The organism is Anaeromyxobacter sp. (genome assembly GCA_016718565.1).
Classification (GTDB): Bacteria; Myxococcota; Myxococcia; order Myxococcales; family Anaeromyxobacteraceae; genus JADKCZ01.
Genome location: JADKCZ010000001.1, coordinates 1,170,811 through 1,187,134, shown reverse-complemented (window position 1 = coordinate 1,187,134; position 16,324 = coordinate 1,170,811). Strand labels below are relative to the sequence as shown.

Below are 16,324 nucleotides of genomic sequence, written 5' to 3'. Positions count from 1 at the left end.
CTCGCGTCCTCTCCGGCTGGCCCGATCATGGCGCGATTCCGCCCGCAGGCCTAGGGCCCCGGAGTCCCGCCGGGGTGCGGTATGCTGCCACTTCTCCTCCAGCCACCAGCCAGGCCGCCATGACGGAACGCGACTACGCCACCCTGCTCGCCGCCTACCGGACCGCCATCCTCACCACCCGCGGCGCCGATGGCCACCTCCACTCCCGCCCCATGGCCATGCGCCAGCGGGTGCGCGGCGAGGAGATCTGGTTCGCCACCTCCATCGGCTCCAACAAGTGCAAGGACCTGGACCACGAGCCGCAGTGCGCCCTCTCGTTCACCGGCGAGGAGGGCCAGCCCACGCTCTCGGTCTCGGGCACCGGCGAGGTGATCCGCGACCGCCGGCTGATGCGCGAGCTGTGGGACGCCTCCTGGGCCCGCTGGTTCCCCGGCGGCCCCGAGGCGCCCGAGGCGGCCCTGATCCGCGTCATCCCGGAGCACGTGGAGCGCCACGGGCCGGGGCCCGGCCGGCTGGAGGTGCTCTTCACCGCGGCCAGGCGGGCGCGCCGCTGACCGGGCCACGCCGGCGCGTCGCCCACCCCGGCTAGTCCGCCACCGCCCGCTTCAGGCCGCTGGCCAGGTCGTTGAGGGCCTTGGCCTCGGTGGCCACCGCCTGGGTGGAGCTCATGGTCTCCTGGGTGGCCAGGTAGATCTCGTTCATGGCCTTCAGCACCTGGTCGATGCCGTGGTCCTGCTGCTGGGCCACCGTGGCGATCTCCCGGGCCGCCCCCGACGACTCCTTGAGGGCGTTGGCCAGGCGCCGGATGGTCTCGCCGGTGCCGGCCGCCACCGAGGCGCCCTGCTCGGCGCGGCGGATGCCCACCTCGGCGGCGGTCATGGCCGAGAGCATGGCCTTGTGGACCTCGGAGAGGATGCCCTTCACCTGGGCGGCGGCCCGCTTGGCGTCCTCGGCGTGGTGGCGCATCTCGGCCACCACGTCGGCGAAGCCGACGCCGGCCGGCCCGGCCTTCTGGGCCTCCACCACGGCGCGGTCGGCCAGCCGCTGCGAGCGGTCGGCGATGTAGTTCACCACCGAGGCGATCTCGAAGATGTCGCGCATCCGGCCGTTCAGCCCCTCGATCTTCTGCGACAGGGCCTTCACCTCGTCGGCCAGCTTGGACATCTCGCCCTGGCTGGTCTCCACGGCGGCCAGCCCCTCGGCCGAGACGCGGGCGCCCTGCTGCGCCAGGCCGATCACGGTCTCGGCGGTGAGGGCCGCCTGGGTGGCGGTGTGGCCCAGCTGGCCCATGGTGGCGGTGGTCTCGCGCACGCTGGCGGCGGTCTCGGCCGTCATGCTGGAGAAGGCGCTCACCGAGGAGAGCAGCGACTGGGCCGCCGACACCAGGGTGCGGGCGGTGTCGAGGAACTCCTCGCGCTTGGCCGCCTCCGACCGCACCAGCAGGTCCTGCTGGCGGCCGGCGATGGAGGCCAGCACGCCCAGGAAGAGCGGCGCGGTCCAGATGATCCAGAGCAGCGGCCGCGCCTGGGCCTCCACCAGGCCCTGGACGGTGAGTCCGGCTGGCCCGAGCGCCGCCTCGATCACCGAGCCGGCCAGCGGGAAGAGCAGGCCAAAGGCCGCGCCGTAGAAGAAGTACCTCCGCGTGTACATGGTGCTCCTGCGTGGGGTCCGGGGGTGCCGGATTCTGGATCAACGGGGCCGGCCTCGCCAGTCCTGCGACCCCGGATCGCGACGCCTACCTCACCCTACGCGCGGCCCCGGCGTCGCCTTGACCGCCTGCCGCAGCGCCGTGGCCAGGTCGTTGAGGGCGCGCGCCTCCTTGGCCACCTCCAGCGTGGAGGCGGTGGCGCCCTCGGTGGCGTGGGAGATCTGGGCCATGGCGCGCAGCGCCACCTCCACCCCCTGCTCCTGCTGCTGGGCCACCCGCGCGATCTCGCGGGCCGCCCGGGCCGACTCGCCCAGCGCCGCCTCGAAGGCCTGCACCACCCGCGGGGTCTCCCCGGCCTGCAGCGCGCCGGCCTCGGCGCGCACCGCCCCGGCCCGGGCCAGCTCCAGGGCCCCGCCCATGGTCCGCTGGGCCGCGGCCAGCGCCTCGGCCAGCCGCTCCGGCAGGCGCGCCCCCGGGCGGTCGACCCCCGCGGCGGCCACCACCTCGGCCAGGCGCCCGTCGAGCGCCTCGATGCGGGCCGCCAGGTCGCGCACGTCGTCGGCCAGCTGCACCAGATCGCCGTGCACCGCCTCGGCCTGGCGCAGCCCCTGGTCGCCGGCCCGCTCGGCCTTGAGCGCGATGCCGACCACCTGCTCGGCCGAGAGGGCCGCCGCGCTGGAGGCCTGCGCCAGCGCGTGCAGCGTGCCGGAGGCCTGGCGGACGCTGCCGGCGGTCTCCTCGGTGGTGGCGGTGAAGTTGGAGACGTTGCCCAGCAGCCCCTGGGCCCTGGCGAAGAGCTCGGAGGCGGTGCCCTGCAGGCTCTCGCGGCGCGCCTGCTCCAGCGTCACGATCTCGCCGCTCTGCCGCACGATCTCGCTGCTCTGGCGGACGATCTCGCCGTGCTGGCGCACCAGCACGTGGCCCAGGCCGCCCAGCACCACCGGGGTGGTGGCCATGATCCAGAGGAGCGGCTGCCCTGCGAAGGCCGCCGCCAGGGCCTCGGGCGAGACGCCGCCGTGGCGCGTCCAGGCCTCGAGCAGCGTGCCGAGGACGGGCAGGCCGACGCCGACCAGGGCGCCGTAGAGATCGTAGCGGGTGCTCCTCATCGCGGGTTCCCCTCCGGGTGTGAAAGCGGCGGGATTCTGCTCCCGGATGGCGCGCCGCGCCAGAGGCGGGGGCGCGCAGCCACCCGGGCGCGGTCACCCGGCCCGGGGCGGGTGGCGCCGCCGGCCGGGTGCCGTCGGACCCGGGGGTCCGTGACGTCCCGGCCCTCGACCCGCGCCACCGCACGGGTCCGGTGGGCACGGCCTTCGCACCGTGCCTCCGCCATGGACGAGCTTCGGGTCCCCAAGCGGAAGGTCTCGGTGCAGGTCATCATGCCCGGCGGCGTGGCGCGGCAGATGGCCCTCTTCCTGGCGGAGGCGGCGCCCGGCCACGCCGGACCCGAGGTGCCGCTCGATCTGCTCAACGGGCGGGACGACTTCATCCCGGCGCTCGACGAGGCCGCCGGGGCCATGAGCTTCCTGCACCGACCCGGCGTGCCGGTGGTGCGGGTGGCGCGCGCCCTCGACGCCGACGCCGACGAGGTCACCCTGCCCACCGAGCACGAGGTGGAGGTCCAGCTGCAGGACGGGACCGCCCTCGGCGGCCTGGTCTCCTTCGTGCGCCCGCCCGACCGGACCCGCCTGGTGGACGTGCTCAACGAGCCCCAGCCCTTCTTCCGCCTGATCCAGGGCGAGGAGATCGCCTACGTCAACAAGCGCCACGTCGCCTGCGTGGCCCTCCGCACACGGTGACCATGTCCCGCCTCGACCCCCTCATCGACCGCCTGTACGCCGAGCCCGGCTCGGAGCTCTCCCTGGTGACCGGCCAGGGCGCCAGCCTGTCCACGCCACGCGGGGACCAGCTGCTCATCAAGCAGCCGCTCACCACCCCGCAGATCGTGGGGGCGCTCACCGAGATCCTGCCCGAGGACCTGCGCCCCGGCTTCCCCCAGCCCGGCCCCACCACCTTCAACTACCTGGCCCCGGCCGGCGCGGTGGAGGTGCGCTTCGCGCTCGAGGGGGCCCTGGCGCGGGCCCAGGTGCTGCGCCGCGTCGCCGTCGCCCCGGCCCGGCCGGCCGGCCCGCTCGACCTCGACCTGCCTGGCACCCCGGTGGGCCAGTCGCCGCGCCGCACCCCCAGCGGCGCCTCGCCGGCGGTCATCATCCCCCCCGCGCCGCCCCCCGCGGCGCCGGCCACGCCGGTCCAGCCCGCCGCGACCGCGCCGGCGCTCACCGTCCCGGCCCCGGCCGATCCGCGCGCCGCCTTCGACGCCCTGCTGGAGGCCATGGTGGCACGCCGCGCCTCCGACCTGCACCTCTCCAGCGACAACCCGCCCAGCCTGCGCATCGACGGCGACATCACGCCGGTGCTGGGCTACGGCCCCCTCTCCCCCGAGCGGCTCAAGGACATGCTCTGGACGGTGGCCCCGGAGAAGAACCGCGAGGAGTGGCACGCCCGCAAGGACACCGACTTCGCCCACGAGACGGCCCAGGCCCGCTTCCGCGTCAACGTCTTCTGCGACCGCAAGGGCATCGGCGCGGTGCTGCGGCAGATCCCCACCGAGATCCTGACCGCCGAGAAGATGGGGCTCTCGAAGCCGGTGCTGGACCTGTGCCACCTCAGCAAGGGGCTGGTGCTGGTGACCGGCCCCACCGGCTCCGGCAAGTCCACCACGCTGGCGGCCATGATCGACCACGTCAACCGCACCCGCGAGGACCACATCATCACCATCGAGGACCCCATCGAGTTCGTGCACCCCAACCGCAAGTGCCTGGTGAACCAGCGCGAGGTGGGGGTGCACACCAGCGGGTTCAAGGCGGCCCTGCGGGCCGCGCTGCGCGAGGACCCGGACGTGGTGCTGGTGGGCGAGCTGCGCGATCTCGAGACCATCGCCATCGCCATCGAGACCGCCGAGACCGGCCACCTGGTCTTCGGCACGCTGCACACCAACACCGCCCCCTCCACGGTGGACCGGATCATCGACCAGTTCCCGGCCGACCGGCAGGCCCAGATCCGCATGATGCTCTCCGAGTCGCTGAAGGGCGTCATCGCCCAGACCCTGTGCAAGAAGATCGGGGGCGGGCGGGTGGCGGCCCTGGAGGTGCTGCTGTGCAACTCGGGCGTGGCCAACCTGATCCGCGAGGGCAAGACCTTCCAGATCCCCTCCATCATGCAGACCGGCAAGGCGGCCGGCATGGCCACCCTGGGCGACTCGCTGCTGGAGCTGGTGAAGAAGAAGCTGGTGGAGCCGAGGGAGGCCTGGGCCAAGGCCGTCAACAAGGCGGAGCTCAAGGGGCTGCTGGAGCGGGCCGGCATCGCCTTCGATCCCGCCGCCGCGTGAGCCGCGAACCTGCTAGGACTGTGGGCGTGCGCCCCACCCGGCCCTCCACCCTCCCCGCCGCCCTGCTGGCCGCCGCCGCCCTGGCGCTGCCGCTGGCCGCCCGCCCGGTGGACGTCGCCGACGGGCAGCTCACCGTGCACGGCGACGGCCAGTGGGCCTACCAGCGGACCACCTCGGGCAACTCCTTCGGCGAGGCCACGCCGGACGGCAACTACGACACCGCCATGTTCGACCTGGTGCTGTCGGCCCGCCCCTCCCCGGACCTGGTCATCTCGGCCCAGCTCGGCTTCGATCCCCAGGAGGTGGAGGCCGAGTGGGTCTTCGCCGAGTGGCGCTTCTCCGAGCAGCTGCGGGTGCGGGTGGGCAAGGTGCAGCAGCCCATCGGCAACCTGAACGAGCTGCGCTTCGCCGGCACCACCCGCGCCTTCTTCACCCTGCCCACCTCCGTCTACGGGCCGGCCAACGTGACCGGCACGGCCTACCTGGGCGCCGGGCTGACCGGCCTGGCCATCAGCGAGGACGGCTGGACGGTGGCCTGGGACTTCTACGCCGGGGCGGTCAAGCTCTCCGAGCTGGAGGGCTACCGCGGCCTGGAGTCGGGCGGGGGCGACGCCCTCCTGGACCTGGCCCCCGAGCCGCAGCAGGGGCGCGATCTCCTGGGCGGCCGGCTCAGCCTGACCACCCCGTCCGACCTCACCGTCCGGCTCTCCGGCTACGGCGGCCACCTCACCAAGGACGAGGGGAAGAGCGAGACCTTCCTGGTGGCGGGGCTCTCGGTGCAGCACCGCGGGGAGCGGCTCTGGCTCGACGCCGAGGCCTTCCTCACCGCCGAGATCGGCACCGAGCGGGCCTGGTCGGGCTACGCCACCGCCGCCTGGTGGTTCACCGAGCACCTCCAGGCGGCCCTGCGCCTGGAGGCCCACCGCACCACCCTGGACGGCTACGCCGGCTCGAGCCCGCTGCTGCGCCACCAGGAGGTGGCGGCCAGCCTGAACTACTGGGTCAGCCCCAGCCTGGCCTTCAAGGCCTCCTTCCACCAGGTGGAGGGCAACCGCTTCGCCTACCCGGAGGAGACGCTGGGGCGGCCCACCACGCCGCGCGACCTGGTGGACTCGCCCCCGCCCACCGGCACCGGCGTGCTCGTCGTCGGGACCCAGTTCGCCTTCTAGGCCAGCCGATGCGCCCCGCCCTCCGCCTCCTGGCCGTCCTGCTGCTGTGCGCCGCGCCGCCGGCGCTGGCCGAGGACTTCAAGGTGGTGGTCCACCCGGACAACCCGGCCGGCGAGCTGGGCCGGGTGCAGGTCTCGCAGCTCCTCCTCAAGAAGGTGCTGCGCTGGCCGGACGGCACGCCGGCCATGCCGGTCGAGCCCGCCTCCGAGCGGCTGCGCCGGCGCGTCGCCGAGGCCGTTCACCAGAAGAGCCTCAACGCGGTCCGCTCCTACTGGAACCAGCAGATCTTCTCCGGCCGCGACGTCCCCCCCCTGGAGAAGGCCGGTGACGCCGAGGTGGTGGCCTACGTGCGGGCCAACCCGGGCGCCATCGGCTACGTCTCCCCCACCGCCGACGTCACCGGCGTGAAGGTCGTGGCCGTCAGGCCCTGAGCGTCCCCATGTCCTCCGGCCTCAAGTTCCGCCACAAGATGGTCCTGCCGGCCGCGGCCGTGGTGGCCGCCGCCCTGGTGGCCACCGGCGTCTCGGCGGCGCTCTCCAGCCGGGCCTCGCAGGAGCTGACCCGCGTCGAGCGGGAGCACGCCCCGGCGCTGGAGGTGTCGCGCGACCTGGAGGAGCTGCTGGCCCGGCTGCAGGGGCAGCTGCGGGACTCGGCCGGCGCCGAGGACCTGGCCGGCCTGGAGCTGGCCGACGGGCTGCACGCCGAGATGGGCCGCCGCATCGAGCTGGCGGAGGCGGCCGGCCTGGAGGAGGAGCAGGCCGAGCGGCTCCACGGGCAGGTGGACGAGTACTACCAGCTGGCGCGCCACACCACCGAGCGGCTCATCCGGCGCGACAAGGGCGAGGTGGTGGTGGCGGCCACGCAGGCCATGGCCGGGCGGTTCCGCGCCCTGGGCGGCGAGCTGGCCGACCGGACCGCCCGCGCCCGCGCCTCCATGGCGACCGGCTTCGAGGCGGCCCGCCGGCTGCAGGCCCGCTCGGCGGCCCTGGGCGCGCTCATCATGATCCTGGCCGCGGTGGGGGCCACCGCCTTCTCCTGGTGGCTGGCCGCCGGCCTGTCGCGCCCGCTCGAGACCCTGCACCGGGCCGCCCTGCGCATCGCCGAGGGCGACCTGACGGTGCCCATCGAGGTGACCTCCGGCGACGAGGTGGGGGCGCTGGCCGGCGCCTTCCTGCGCATGACCGGGCGGCTGCGCGAGATCATCGCCACCCTGGGCACCGCCTCCGGCGACCTCTCGGGCGCCGCCGTCGAGCTGGACCAGCTGACCCGGGCGCAGACCGCGCTGCTGGAGCGGCAGGCCACCGGCATCGCCCAGACCAGCACCACCACCCGCCAGCTGGAGCAGACCTCCGCCCTGGCCTCCAGCCGGGCCACCTCGGTGCTGGACGTGGCGCGGCGCGCCGCCGACTTCAGCCTGCAGGGGCAGGGCTCGGCCCAGCAGTCGGTGGAGGGCATCCGGCAGATCCAGGACTCGGTGGGGCGCATCGTGGCCCAGAGCACCCTGCTGCTCGACCAGGCCCGCGCCGTCGGCGAGATCGTCGAGACGGTGAAGGACCTGGCCACCCAGTCGCACGTCCTCTCCCTCAACGCCTCCATCGAGGCGGTGCGGGCCGGCGAGGCCGGCAAGGGGTTCGGGGTGGTGGCGGCCGAGGTGCGGGCCCTGGCCGAGCAGTCCGGCCAGGCGGCGGCGCGCATCGGCCGGATGGTGCAGGAGATCCAGGCCGCCATCCAGGCCACCCTGGACCTCACCGAGCGCTCGCGCCGCGGCATGGAGGGCAGCCTGGACGCCATCCGCGCCTCCGGCCAGAGCCTGACGCACATCGGCGCCATCGTGAAGGAGACCAGCGAGGCGGCCCTGCAGATCGCCACCGCGGTGCAGCAGCAGTCCACCGGGGTCGGCCAGATCGCCGGCGCCATGCGCGACCTGGACGCCGGCATGGAGGAGACCCTGGCCCGCATCCAGGGGCTGGAGCAGGCCGCCGCCCACCTCAAGGCCACCTCGGTGCGGATCTCCGAGATCGTCAGCGGGTTCCGGGTGGAGTGAGCCGGCGCCGCGGGCCCCGGGCCGGGGCGCGCGGGCCGGCGCGGGACCCTGCTAGAAGCCGACCTCCAGCAGCGCGGTCAGCGCGGTGTCGGTCTTCACCTTGCCCGCCGCCGGCAGGCTGTCGTGGCTCACCGTGTAGCCCACCCCGAAGGTGACGGCCTGGGTGAGCCGGCTGGAGAGCTTGCTGACCGACTTGGCCAGCACCCGCGACTCGCCGTTGAGGGCCGTCATGACCTCCGCCTCCTCGGTGAAGAAGACGTCCTTGGAGAAGCCGTAGCGGAAGGCCAGGCCGAGGCGCGGGGCGATGAGCTCGACGCCCGGCTGCGGCCCGATGGGGGTGCCGTAGTACTGGTAGCGCGCCTCGTAGCCGTAGCGCAGGCCGAGGTCGGTGCGCAGCGCCAGCTTCTGCCAGTCGGCCTCCTTGACGTCCACCCACTGGGCGCTGGCGCCCAGCTCGCTGATGGTGCGGTACTCCACGCTGGCCACGTGGTCCGTCTCGGCCCCGCCGATGACGAACACCGTCCAGGTCTCGCCGAGCTTCCGGTCCAGCCGGACCTGGCCGGCGGCGCTGAGCGCGGTGGTCTCGCTGGCCGCCCCCGGCGACCGGTTCTGGCCGTAGGCCCCGGACGCCTTGGCCGAGAGGATCCAGCCGAGGGTCTCGCGGCTGGCCTGCGCCGCGCCGGTGAAGGTGGTGGTCTCGGAGTTGCCGGTCAGGACGATGAGGCCGGCGCCCACCGTGCCCTTCCACTCGACGGGCTTGGCCTCCTCGGCCAGGGCGATGAGCGGGAGGGTGAGCAGGGCAGCGAGGGCGAGGCGGCGCATGGTGGGCTCCTGGTGGTGGTGACGGTGCGGCGCCCGGCGCCTGTCGCACCGGGGGTGCGGGCAAGATAGCCCGGACGCGGGAGATGCGCACCAGGTCGCGGCGGGGGCGCCCTACCGCCCCGCCGGCCCGCGCGGTAGCTTGCCCCCGCCCATGACCGAGCCCACCCGCGAGGCCCCGCTCGCCGCCCTGCTGCCCGCCCCGGGCGAGACCCTGGCCCTCGACGCCGTCCTCGACCGCTTCGTCGGCTGGGCCAGCCGGGCCGGCCTGGTCCTCTACCCGCACCAGGAGGAGGCCCTGCTGCACCTGCTGGACGGCACACACCTGGTGCTGGCCACGCCCACCGGCTCGGGCAAGTCGCTGGTGGCCACCTTCCTGCACTTCCTGGCCCTGGCCCAGGGGCGCCGCAGCTTCTACACCTGCCCCATCAAGGCGCTGGTGAACGAGAAGTTCTTCGACCTGTGCCGCCTCTTCGGCCCGGAGCGGGTGGGGATGATGACCGGCGACGGCGCGGTCAACCGCGACGCCCCCATCCTCTGCTGCACCGCCGAGATCCTGATGAACCTGGCGCTGCGCGAGTCCACCCTGCGCGACGACGCGGTGGTGATGGACGAGTTCCACTACTACGGCGACAAGGAGCGCGGCGTGGCCTGGCAGGTGCCGCTCCTCACGCTGGAGAAGGCCACCTTCCTGCTCATGTCGGCCACCCTGGGCGACACCGCCGAGGTGGAGGCCTCGCTGCAGGAGGTGACCGGGCGCGCGGTGGCGGCGGTGCGCAGCGCGGTGCGGCCGGTGCCGCTGGAGTTCGAGTGGCGCGAGACGCCGCTGCACGAGACCCTGGAGGAGCTGGTCAAGGCCAACAAGGCGCCGGTCTACCTGGTCAACTTCACCCAGCGGGCCGCCGCCGAGCAGGCCCAGAACCTGATGAGCGCCACCTTCTCCACCAGGGAGGAGAAGGAGGCCATCAAGCTGGCGCTCGACGGGGTGCGCTTCGAGTCGCCCTACGGCAAGGAGCTGCAGCGCTTCCTGCGCCACGGGGTGGGGCTGCACCACGCCGGGCTGCTCCCCACGTACCGGCTGCTGGTGGAGAAGCTGGCGCAGCAGGGGCTGCTCAAGGTGGTCTCCGGCACCGACACGCTGGGCATGGGGGTCAACATCCCCATCCGCACCGTGCTCTTCACCCAGCTGTGCAAGTTCGACGGCGAGAAGGTGCTGGTGCTGCCGGCGCGCGACTTCCACCAGATCTCCGGCCGGGCCGGGCGCAAGGGGTTCGACGAGCGCGGCTACGTGGTGGCGCAGGCCCCCGAGCACGTGGTGGAGAACAAGCGGCTGGCCGAGAAGGAGCGGTCCGGCAAGAAGGTGGTCAAGAAGCAGCCGCCCACCAAGGGCTACGTCCACTTCGACCGGCTCACCTTCGAGCGGCTGCAGGTCAAGGCGCCGGAGCCGCTGCAGAGCCGCTTCGAGCCCAGCTTCGCCCTGCTGGTCAACCTGCTGCAGAGCGAGACCAGCGAGGTGGGCGGCGGCTACGGCCGCCTGGTGCGGCTCATCGCCCGCTCGCACGGCACCGAGGTGCTGCAGCACCGCCACCGGGTGGCGGCGGCGCAGCGGCTGCGCACCCTCAAGGCCGCCGGGCTGGTCCAGCTGGAGCGGGTCGAGGGCTGGCGCGGCGCCTACCTCCGGCCGGCGCCCGGGCTGCAGCGTGACTTCTCGCTCTTCCACACCCTCTCGCTCTACCTGCTCGACACCCTGCCCAAGGTCCCGCGTGAGTCGGAGACCTACGCGCTGGACCTGCTCTCCATGGTGGAGTCGATCCAGGAGAACCCCGACCAGATCCTGTGGAAGCAGCTGGACCGGGCCCGCGGCGAGGCGGTCAACCGGATGAAGTCCGAGGGCATCGAGTACGACGAGCGCATGAAGCTGCTGGAGGAGGTGGAGTACCCCAAGCCCAACCGGGACTTCGTCTACGCCACCTTCAACGAGTTCGCCGCCAGGCACCCCTGGGTGGGCGCCGAGAACATCCGCCCCAAGAGCGTGGCCCGCGAGATGGTGGAGCGGTTCATGACCTTCGGCGAGTACGTGCGGGAGTACGAGCTGCAGCGCAGCGAGGGGCTGCTGCTGCGCTACCTCACCGAGAGCTACAAGACGCTGGTGCAGACCGTGCCGGAGGGGTACCGCGACGAGGTGACCGACGACGTCATCGCCTTCCTGCGCACCACGGTGCGCGGGGTGGACTCGTCGCTGCTCGACGAGTGGGAGCGGCTGCGCGACCCGACCTTCCAGGCCGCGCCGCTGGCCGCGCCGGAGCGGGTGGTGGGGCCGCCGCCCATCTGGGCCGACGCCCGCGGCTTCGCAGCGCGCCTGCGCACCGAGCTGCACCGGCTGCTGCTGGCCCTCTCCCGGAAGGACTGGGAGGGCGCCGCGGCGGCCCTGCGCGCCGGCGAGGGGGCCTGGACCCCGGCCCGCCTGGAGGCGGAGCTGGCCCCCTACTTCGAGGCCCACCCGCGCATCGACGTGACCCCGGCGGCCCGCAAGCCGCACCAGACCTTCGTCACCGCCCTCGGGCCGCGCCGCTGGGAGGCGGTGCAGCGCCTGGTGGACGAGGCCGGCGAGGTGGACTGGATGCTCCAGTGCCAGGTGGACCTCAGCGGGGACTTCGACCCCGACGCCCCGCTCCTGACGCTGCTGCGCGTCGGGACCTGAGCGCCCGCCACGCCGGTAGGGCGGCCCTTCGGCCCGCCGTGCGGGCAGGGTGGCCCGGCCCCGCCGAACCCTTCCGCCCCTCCCCGGGCTCCAAGGCTCCATGGCCACCTCCGCCACGACCACCACCGAAGCCACCGACGTCACCGTGACCTCCGAGGCCCGCGCCCTGCTGGAGGGCCACCTGGCCGGCGCCGGCCCCGGCAGCACCATCCGGATCCACGTCGGCCGTGGTTGAGGGGGCGTGAGCTATCACCTGTCCCTGGATGGGGCAGCCGACGAGGCCGCAGACCTGGCGCTCACCGCCAACGGGATCCCGTTCCTGGTGGAGGCGCGCCTGCGCCACCTGGTGCCGGGCCTGCGCATCGAGGTCCAGCGCGTGCTGGGGCGCGAGGGGCTGGTGGCCTGGAACGCCGGCGGCGAGCCGGGCGGCTGCGGCTAGGGGCGGGCCGCGGGGGCCGCCGGCGCACAACTGCCCCGTTGACTTGCCCCCTCGATCGGGCGGATACATCGCGCCCCGATGGTGCCCGACCCCCTGCCCACCTCCGCCGTGCCCCGGCGCTGGCCCCGCGGCCAGAAGTTCACCCTCTCCGTCGCCGGCCTCGAGGCCGAGCAGGCGCACCGCGAGGTGGTGAACGGCGCCCGCTCCAGCGGCCGCGCCTCCCTGCAGGCCGCCCTGGCGGCCTGGGCCGCGCCGCTGCAGGTGAGCGCCGGCGACGGGGTGCTCCTCGGCGAGCTGCGTGGCCAGAAGAAGGGGCTCAACGACCTGAGCCGGGCCCTGCAGGACGCCGGCATCGAGGCGGCCGAGGTGAAGGCCGCCATCGACCGGCTGGTGCTGGCCGGGCTGGCCGAGCCGGTGCCGCTGGCCTCGCAGGTCGCGTAGGGCCGCCCCGGGCGCCCGGCGCCCGCCCCCCGCCTTCAGTCGAAGTCCTTCCGCTCCGCCTTGCGCGCGGCGCGGTGCTTCTTCTCGCCGATGCGCCGCTCCTTCGAGCCGCGGGTGGGCCTGGTGGCGCGGCGCACCTTGGGCTCCACCCCCAGGGCGGCCAGCCGCTCCCGCAGCCGCTTCAGCGCCTCGCCGCGGTTCTGCGCCTGGCTGCGCCGCTCGGTGGCGGTGACCGTCACGCCGCTGGGGCGGTGGACCAGCCGCACGCCGCTCTCGGTCTTGTTGCGGTGCTGGCCGCCCGGGCCGCTGGCGATGAAGAAGGCCTCGTCGCACTCGGCCAGCAGGGCCTCCTCGGGCAGCGCCACGGCGCGCCGGGCCAGGGCGCGGAAGGCCGCGGTGGTGGTCATGGTCCCTCCCTGCGGTTGGGCCGGTCGGAGACGATGCGGCCGTCCACCAGCTCGATGATCCGGTCGCAGCGCGCCGCCAGGCGTGGGTCGTGGGTCACGATGAGGAAGGTGACGCCGGCCCTGGCGTTGAACTGGCGCAGCAGCGTGAAGATGGCGTCGGCGCTGACGGTGTCGAGGTTGCCGGTGGGCTCGTCGGCCAGCACCACGCTGGGCGCCATGGCCAGCGCCCGGGCGATGGCCACCCGCTGCTGCTGGCCGCCGGAGAGCAGGTTGGCGCGCCGCTGGGCCACCGCCCCCAGCCCCACCTGCCCGAGCAGGTGGCCGGCGCACTCGGCCATGTCGGGGGTGAGCCGGCCGCGCGCCGCCGCCATGGGCAGCATGACGTTCTCCAGCGCGGTGAACTCGGGCAGCAGGTGGTGGAACTGGAAGACGAAGCCCACCGCCTTGCCGCGGTAGCGGGTCAGCCCGTCGTCGTCGAGCGCGCCGGTGTCCTGGCCGCCCAGCACCACCCGCCCCTCGGTGGGCCGGTCCAGCAGGCCGATCAGGTTGAGCAGCGTCGACTTGCCCGAGCCGGAGGGGCCCATCAGGGCGGTGAACTCGCCCCTGGCCACCGAGAGGTCCACCCCGTGCAGCACGCGGGTGCGGACCACCTCGCCGTAGTCCTTCACCACGCCCTGCAGCTCGAGGACCGGCTCAGCCACCGCGGATCACCTGGGCCGGATCGAGGCGGGCGGCGTGCCGGGCCGGGTACCAGGCCGCCAGCAGGCCGGTGCCCAGCGCCACCGCGGAGGCGGTCAGGAACAGGCGCGGGGTGAGCGCCATGGGGAAGAGCGACTCGCCGTAGGGGTTCTTGACGGCCCGGGCGAAGAAGCCGGACAGGCCGGCGCCGATGAGCCCCCCCGCCACCGAGCCGAGGATGCCCACCACCGCCCCCTCGATGAGGAAGACCCGCATCACCAGCCCGGTGCTGGCGCCGGTGGCCTTGAGGATGCCGATCTCGCGGCTCTTCTGGATGACCGAGACCCCCAGCACCGAGGCGATGCCCAGGGCCACCGAGATGATGACGAAGACCTGGATCATCACCGAGGAGGAGCTCTGCGCCTGCAGGCCGGAGAGGAGCTGCTGGTTGAGCTTCATCCAGCTGTCGGCCTGCAGCCCGGTGGAGGCCCCCAGCACCTGCGCCGTGGCCTCGGCCTGGAAGACCTCGTCCACCTTGGCCTCGATGGTGGTGGCGCCGCCCACCAGGTCGAGCAGGGTCTGGGCCTGGCGCAGCGAGACCAGCACCCAGCGCTGGTTGACGTCCTTGTTGCCCACGTCGAAGAGCCCGGCCACGGTGAAGACGTCGCCGCGCCCCTCGGCGCTGGTGAGGCGCAGCTTGTCGCCCACCTCCAGCCCCAAGTCGTGGGCCAGCACCGTGCCGATGACGGCCTCGGCCCCCTCCACCCGGAAGCTGCCGGAGACCACCTTGGGCGAGACGTGGACGACCTGGTCGAAGGAGACCGGGTCGATGCCGCGCAGCGCCACCGAGCGGGAGAGCTCGCCGCGGCTGGCGAAGGCCGAGCCGGCGGCGGTGGCGGTGGCGGCCACCACGCCCTCGGTGGCCCGCACCTGGCCGAGCACCAGCTGCCACTGCTCGATGGAGCGCTCGCGCTCCGGGGTCTTCTCGGCCCGGGCCACCACCGCCTCGCCGCCAGGCGCCGGCAGGATCCGCGTGATCCGATCGGGCCGCTTCATGATGACGTGCGCCTGGGCCGAGAGCGTCTGATCGATGAGGGTGAGCTGCAGGCCGGTGATCAACGCCGAGAGGAAGACGATGACCGCCACGCCCACCGTGGTGCCGCCCAGGATGAGGGCCGTCTGGGCGCGCCCCTCGCGCAGGAAGCGCAGGGCCACGAAGAGCTCAAAGGGCACGGTCGGCCCTCGCCGCGGGCCGCACCAGCGCCCGCACCCGCGTGCCCGGCGCCACCTGGCCGGCCGACGGCGCCACCACCAGCTCGCCCGCCGCCAGCCCCGCCGCCACCTCCACCAGGCCGTCGCCGCGCAGCCCGAGCCTCACCGGGCGCCGCGCCGCCGCGCCGTCCGCCACCACCAGCACCCAGGGCTCGCCGGCGGGATCCCGCACCGCCTCGGTCGGCAGGACCAGCGCCGCCGCCTTGCGCCCCACGTCCACGTTGATGGCCACGGTCATGTCGGCCAGCAGCACCGGCGGCGGCGTCGGCACGGTGAGGCGCACCTCCACCGTGCCGCGGGCCGGGTCGACCGAGGGGGCCAGGAAGGCCACCCGTGCGTCGAAGACCTGCCCGGGGAAGGCGTCGGAGCTGGCCTGGGCCGGCTGGCCGACCGCCAGCAGCGCCAGGTTCTTCTCGTCCACCTGGGCGGTCAGCTCGGCCGGGCCCTCCAGCGTGAGGGAGAGCAGGGGCTTGCCGGCCGCCACCACGTCGCCCGGCTCGCACAGCCGCGCCACCACCAGCCCGGCCGCTGGGGCCCGCACCTCGCTCTCGCCGAGGCGCGCCTGCGCCGCCGCCCGCGCCGCCTCGGCCTGGGCCAGCGCCGCCGCCGCCTGGCGGGTCTCCGGGCCGCCGGCCGCGGAGGCCGCCTGGGCCGCCGCCGCCTCGCGGCGGCTGCGCGCCACGCCCAGGGCCCGCACCGCCTCGTCCTCGTCCTGCGCCGAGGTGGCGCCGGCCGCGGCCAGGGCGTGGGAGCGCTCGGCGTTCCGCTCGGCCTGGGCCACCTCGAGCTCCGCCTGCTGCAGCGCCTCGGCCGCCTGCGGGCCGCTCACCCCGCGCACCTGCGCCAGCCGGGCGGCGGCCTCGGACACCCGCCCACCCGCCTGCCGCAGCGCCGCCGACGGCTCGGCGTCCTCCAGGGTGACCAGCACCTGGCCGGCCACCACCGCGTCCCCTTCGCGCACCAGCACCTGGCGCACCCGCCCCAGCGCCAGGCTGGCGAGCGAGACCCGCGCCGGCGGACGGACCCGCCCGGTGGCCACCACCCGTTGCACGATGGCGCGCGACTCCACCCGGTAGGCCGGCACCTCGCGGCCGGCCACCAGCCTGGCTCCGATGAGCACCGTGAGCAGCGCCGCGACGAGGACGGCGGCGCGCCGGGGCCAGGTGGCCCAGAGGAGGTGACCGGTGCGAGCCAGGAGCGCGAGCATGGAGGCGGTCAGTCTAGCCCTAAGCCGCGACCCTTGGTCGCACGGCCCGACGGCCCCGGTGGGCCGGGTGGCCCGCGTATCCTGCGGGGCCGCCACGCCACCTGCCCCGGGGAC

At 74.6% G+C, this 16,324-nt stretch carries 16 protein-coding genes; 9 read left to right on the top strand and 7 right to left on the bottom strand.

Translation table 11 applies throughout. The features are described 5' to 3' along the window. The first annotated feature begins 119 nt into the window (after positions 1 to 119). Positions 120 to 554 (top strand): pyridoxamine 5'-phosphate oxidase family protein, encoded by a 435-nt coding sequence (locus IPO09_05060; GenBank protein MBK9516722.1) that lies wholly within the window; start codon positions 120 to 122, stop codon positions 552 to 554. Between the two features lie 31 nt (positions 555 to 585). Here IPO09_05060 and IPO09_05055 read toward each other — a convergent pair whose 3' ends face one another. Both IPO09_05055 and IPO09_05050 read right to left on the bottom strand, forming a co-directional pair. Next, a complete protein-coding gene (locus IPO09_05055; GenBank protein MBK9516721.1) occupies positions 586 to 1,650 on the bottom strand; it encodes a chemotaxis protein in 1,065 nt (354 codons plus the stop codon). A 90-nt stretch (positions 1,651 to 1,740) separates the two neighbouring features. Next, positions 1,741 to 2,754, bottom strand: a complete 1,014-nt coding sequence (locus IPO09_05050) for a methyl-accepting chemotaxis protein (protein MBK9516720.1) — start codon at positions 2,752 to 2,754, stop codon at positions 1,741 to 1,743. A 222-nt stretch (positions 2,755 to 2,976) separates the two neighbouring features. Between IPO09_05050 and IPO09_05045 the strand changes: the two genes are divergently transcribed. From IPO09_05045 to IPO09_05025, 5 genes are read left to right on the top strand one after another with little or no spacing between them, the layout of a single operon-like run. Then, positions 2,977 to 3,444 (top strand): hypothetical protein, encoded by a 468-nt coding sequence (locus IPO09_05045; GenBank protein MBK9516719.1) that lies wholly within the window; start codon positions 2,977 to 2,979, stop codon positions 3,442 to 3,444. A 2-nt stretch (positions 3,445 to 3,446) separates the two neighbouring features. After that, positions 3,447 to 5,033 carry a type IV pilus twitching motility protein PilT gene (locus IPO09_05040; protein ID MBK9516718.1) on the top strand — a complete coding sequence of 529 codons (1,587 nt, stop codon included), beginning with the start codon at positions 3,447 to 3,449 and terminating at the stop codon, positions 5,031 to 5,033. Positions 5,034 to 5,059: 26 nt separating this feature from the next. Continuing rightward, on the top strand, positions 5,060 to 6,202 hold the full coding sequence (locus IPO09_05035; protein MBK9516717.1) for a hypothetical protein: 1,143 nt from the start codon (positions 5,060 to 5,062) through the stop codon (positions 6,200 to 6,202). A gap of 8 nt (positions 6,203 to 6,210) precedes the next feature. Then, positions 6,211 to 6,633, top strand: coding sequence for a hypothetical protein (locus IPO09_05030; GenBank protein MBK9516716.1), 423 nt, complete (start codon positions 6,211 to 6,213; stop codon positions 6,631 to 6,633). An 8-nt stretch (positions 6,634 to 6,641) separates the two neighbouring features. Then, on the top strand, positions 6,642 to 8,246 hold the full coding sequence (locus tag IPO09_05025; protein ID MBK9516715.1) for a methyl-accepting chemotaxis protein: 1,605 nt from the start codon (positions 6,642 to 6,644) through the stop codon (positions 8,244 to 8,246). A gap of 51 nt (positions 8,247 to 8,297) precedes the next feature. On the opposite strand, the gene IPO09_05020 is transcribed toward IPO09_05025, so the two are convergent. Further along, the gene (locus tag IPO09_05020) at positions 8,298 to 9,068 is read right to left on the bottom strand and encodes a DUF481 domain-containing protein (protein MBK9516714.1); all 771 of its coding nucleotides are present in this window, start codon (positions 9,066 to 9,068) and stop codon (positions 8,298 to 8,300) included. Between the two features lie 151 nt (positions 9,069 to 9,219). On the opposite strand from IPO09_05020, the gene IPO09_05015 reads away from it, so the two are divergent. The 3 genes from IPO09_05015 (at position 9,220) to IPO09_05005 (ending at position 12,646) form a co-directional block, all read left to right on the top strand. Continuing rightward, positions 9,220 to 11,766, top strand: a complete 2,547-nt coding sequence (locus IPO09_05015) for a DUF3516 domain-containing protein (protein ID MBK9516713.1) — start codon at positions 9,220 to 9,222, stop codon at positions 11,764 to 11,766. A 241-nt stretch (positions 11,767 to 12,007) separates the two neighbouring features. Next, positions 12,008 to 12,205 (top strand): hypothetical protein, encoded by a 198-nt coding sequence (locus IPO09_05010; protein MBK9516712.1) that lies wholly within the window; start codon positions 12,008 to 12,010, stop codon positions 12,203 to 12,205. Positions 12,206 to 12,283: 78 nt separating this feature from the next. Then, positions 12,284 to 12,646, top strand: a complete 363-nt coding sequence (locus tag IPO09_05005) for a hypothetical protein (protein MBK9516711.1) — start codon at positions 12,284 to 12,286, stop codon at positions 12,644 to 12,646. A 35-nt stretch (positions 12,647 to 12,681) separates the two neighbouring features. Here IPO09_05005 and IPO09_05000 read toward each other — a convergent pair whose 3' ends face one another. The 4 genes from IPO09_05000 to IPO09_04985 are packed head-to-tail and all read right to left on the bottom strand — an operon-like array spanning position 12,682 to position 16,210. Beyond that, the gene (locus IPO09_05000) at positions 12,682 to 13,053 is read right to left on the bottom strand and encodes a peptide chain release factor-like protein (protein ID MBK9516710.1); all 372 of its coding nucleotides are present in this window, start codon (positions 13,051 to 13,053) and stop codon (positions 12,682 to 12,684) included. Next, a complete protein-coding gene (locus IPO09_04995; GenBank protein ID MBK9516709.1) occupies positions 13,050 to 13,754 on the bottom strand; it encodes an ABC transporter ATP-binding protein in 705 nt (234 codons plus the stop codon). The genes IPO09_05000 and IPO09_04995 overlap by 4 nt, the downstream gene beginning before the upstream one ends. Then, complete coding sequence (locus tag IPO09_04990) at positions 13,747 to 14,964, bottom strand: ABC transporter permease (GenBank protein ID MBK9516708.1); 1,218 nt, start codon at positions 14,962 to 14,964, stop codon at positions 13,747 to 13,749. The genes IPO09_04995 and IPO09_04990 overlap by 8 nt, the downstream gene beginning before the upstream one ends. Then, positions 14,954 to 16,210, bottom strand: coding sequence for an efflux RND transporter periplasmic adaptor subunit (locus IPO09_04985; protein MBK9516707.1), 1,257 nt, complete (start codon positions 16,208 to 16,210; stop codon positions 14,954 to 14,956). The genes IPO09_04990 and IPO09_04985 overlap by 11 nt, the downstream gene beginning before the upstream one ends. Positions 16,211 to 16,324 lie beyond the last annotated feature (114 nt).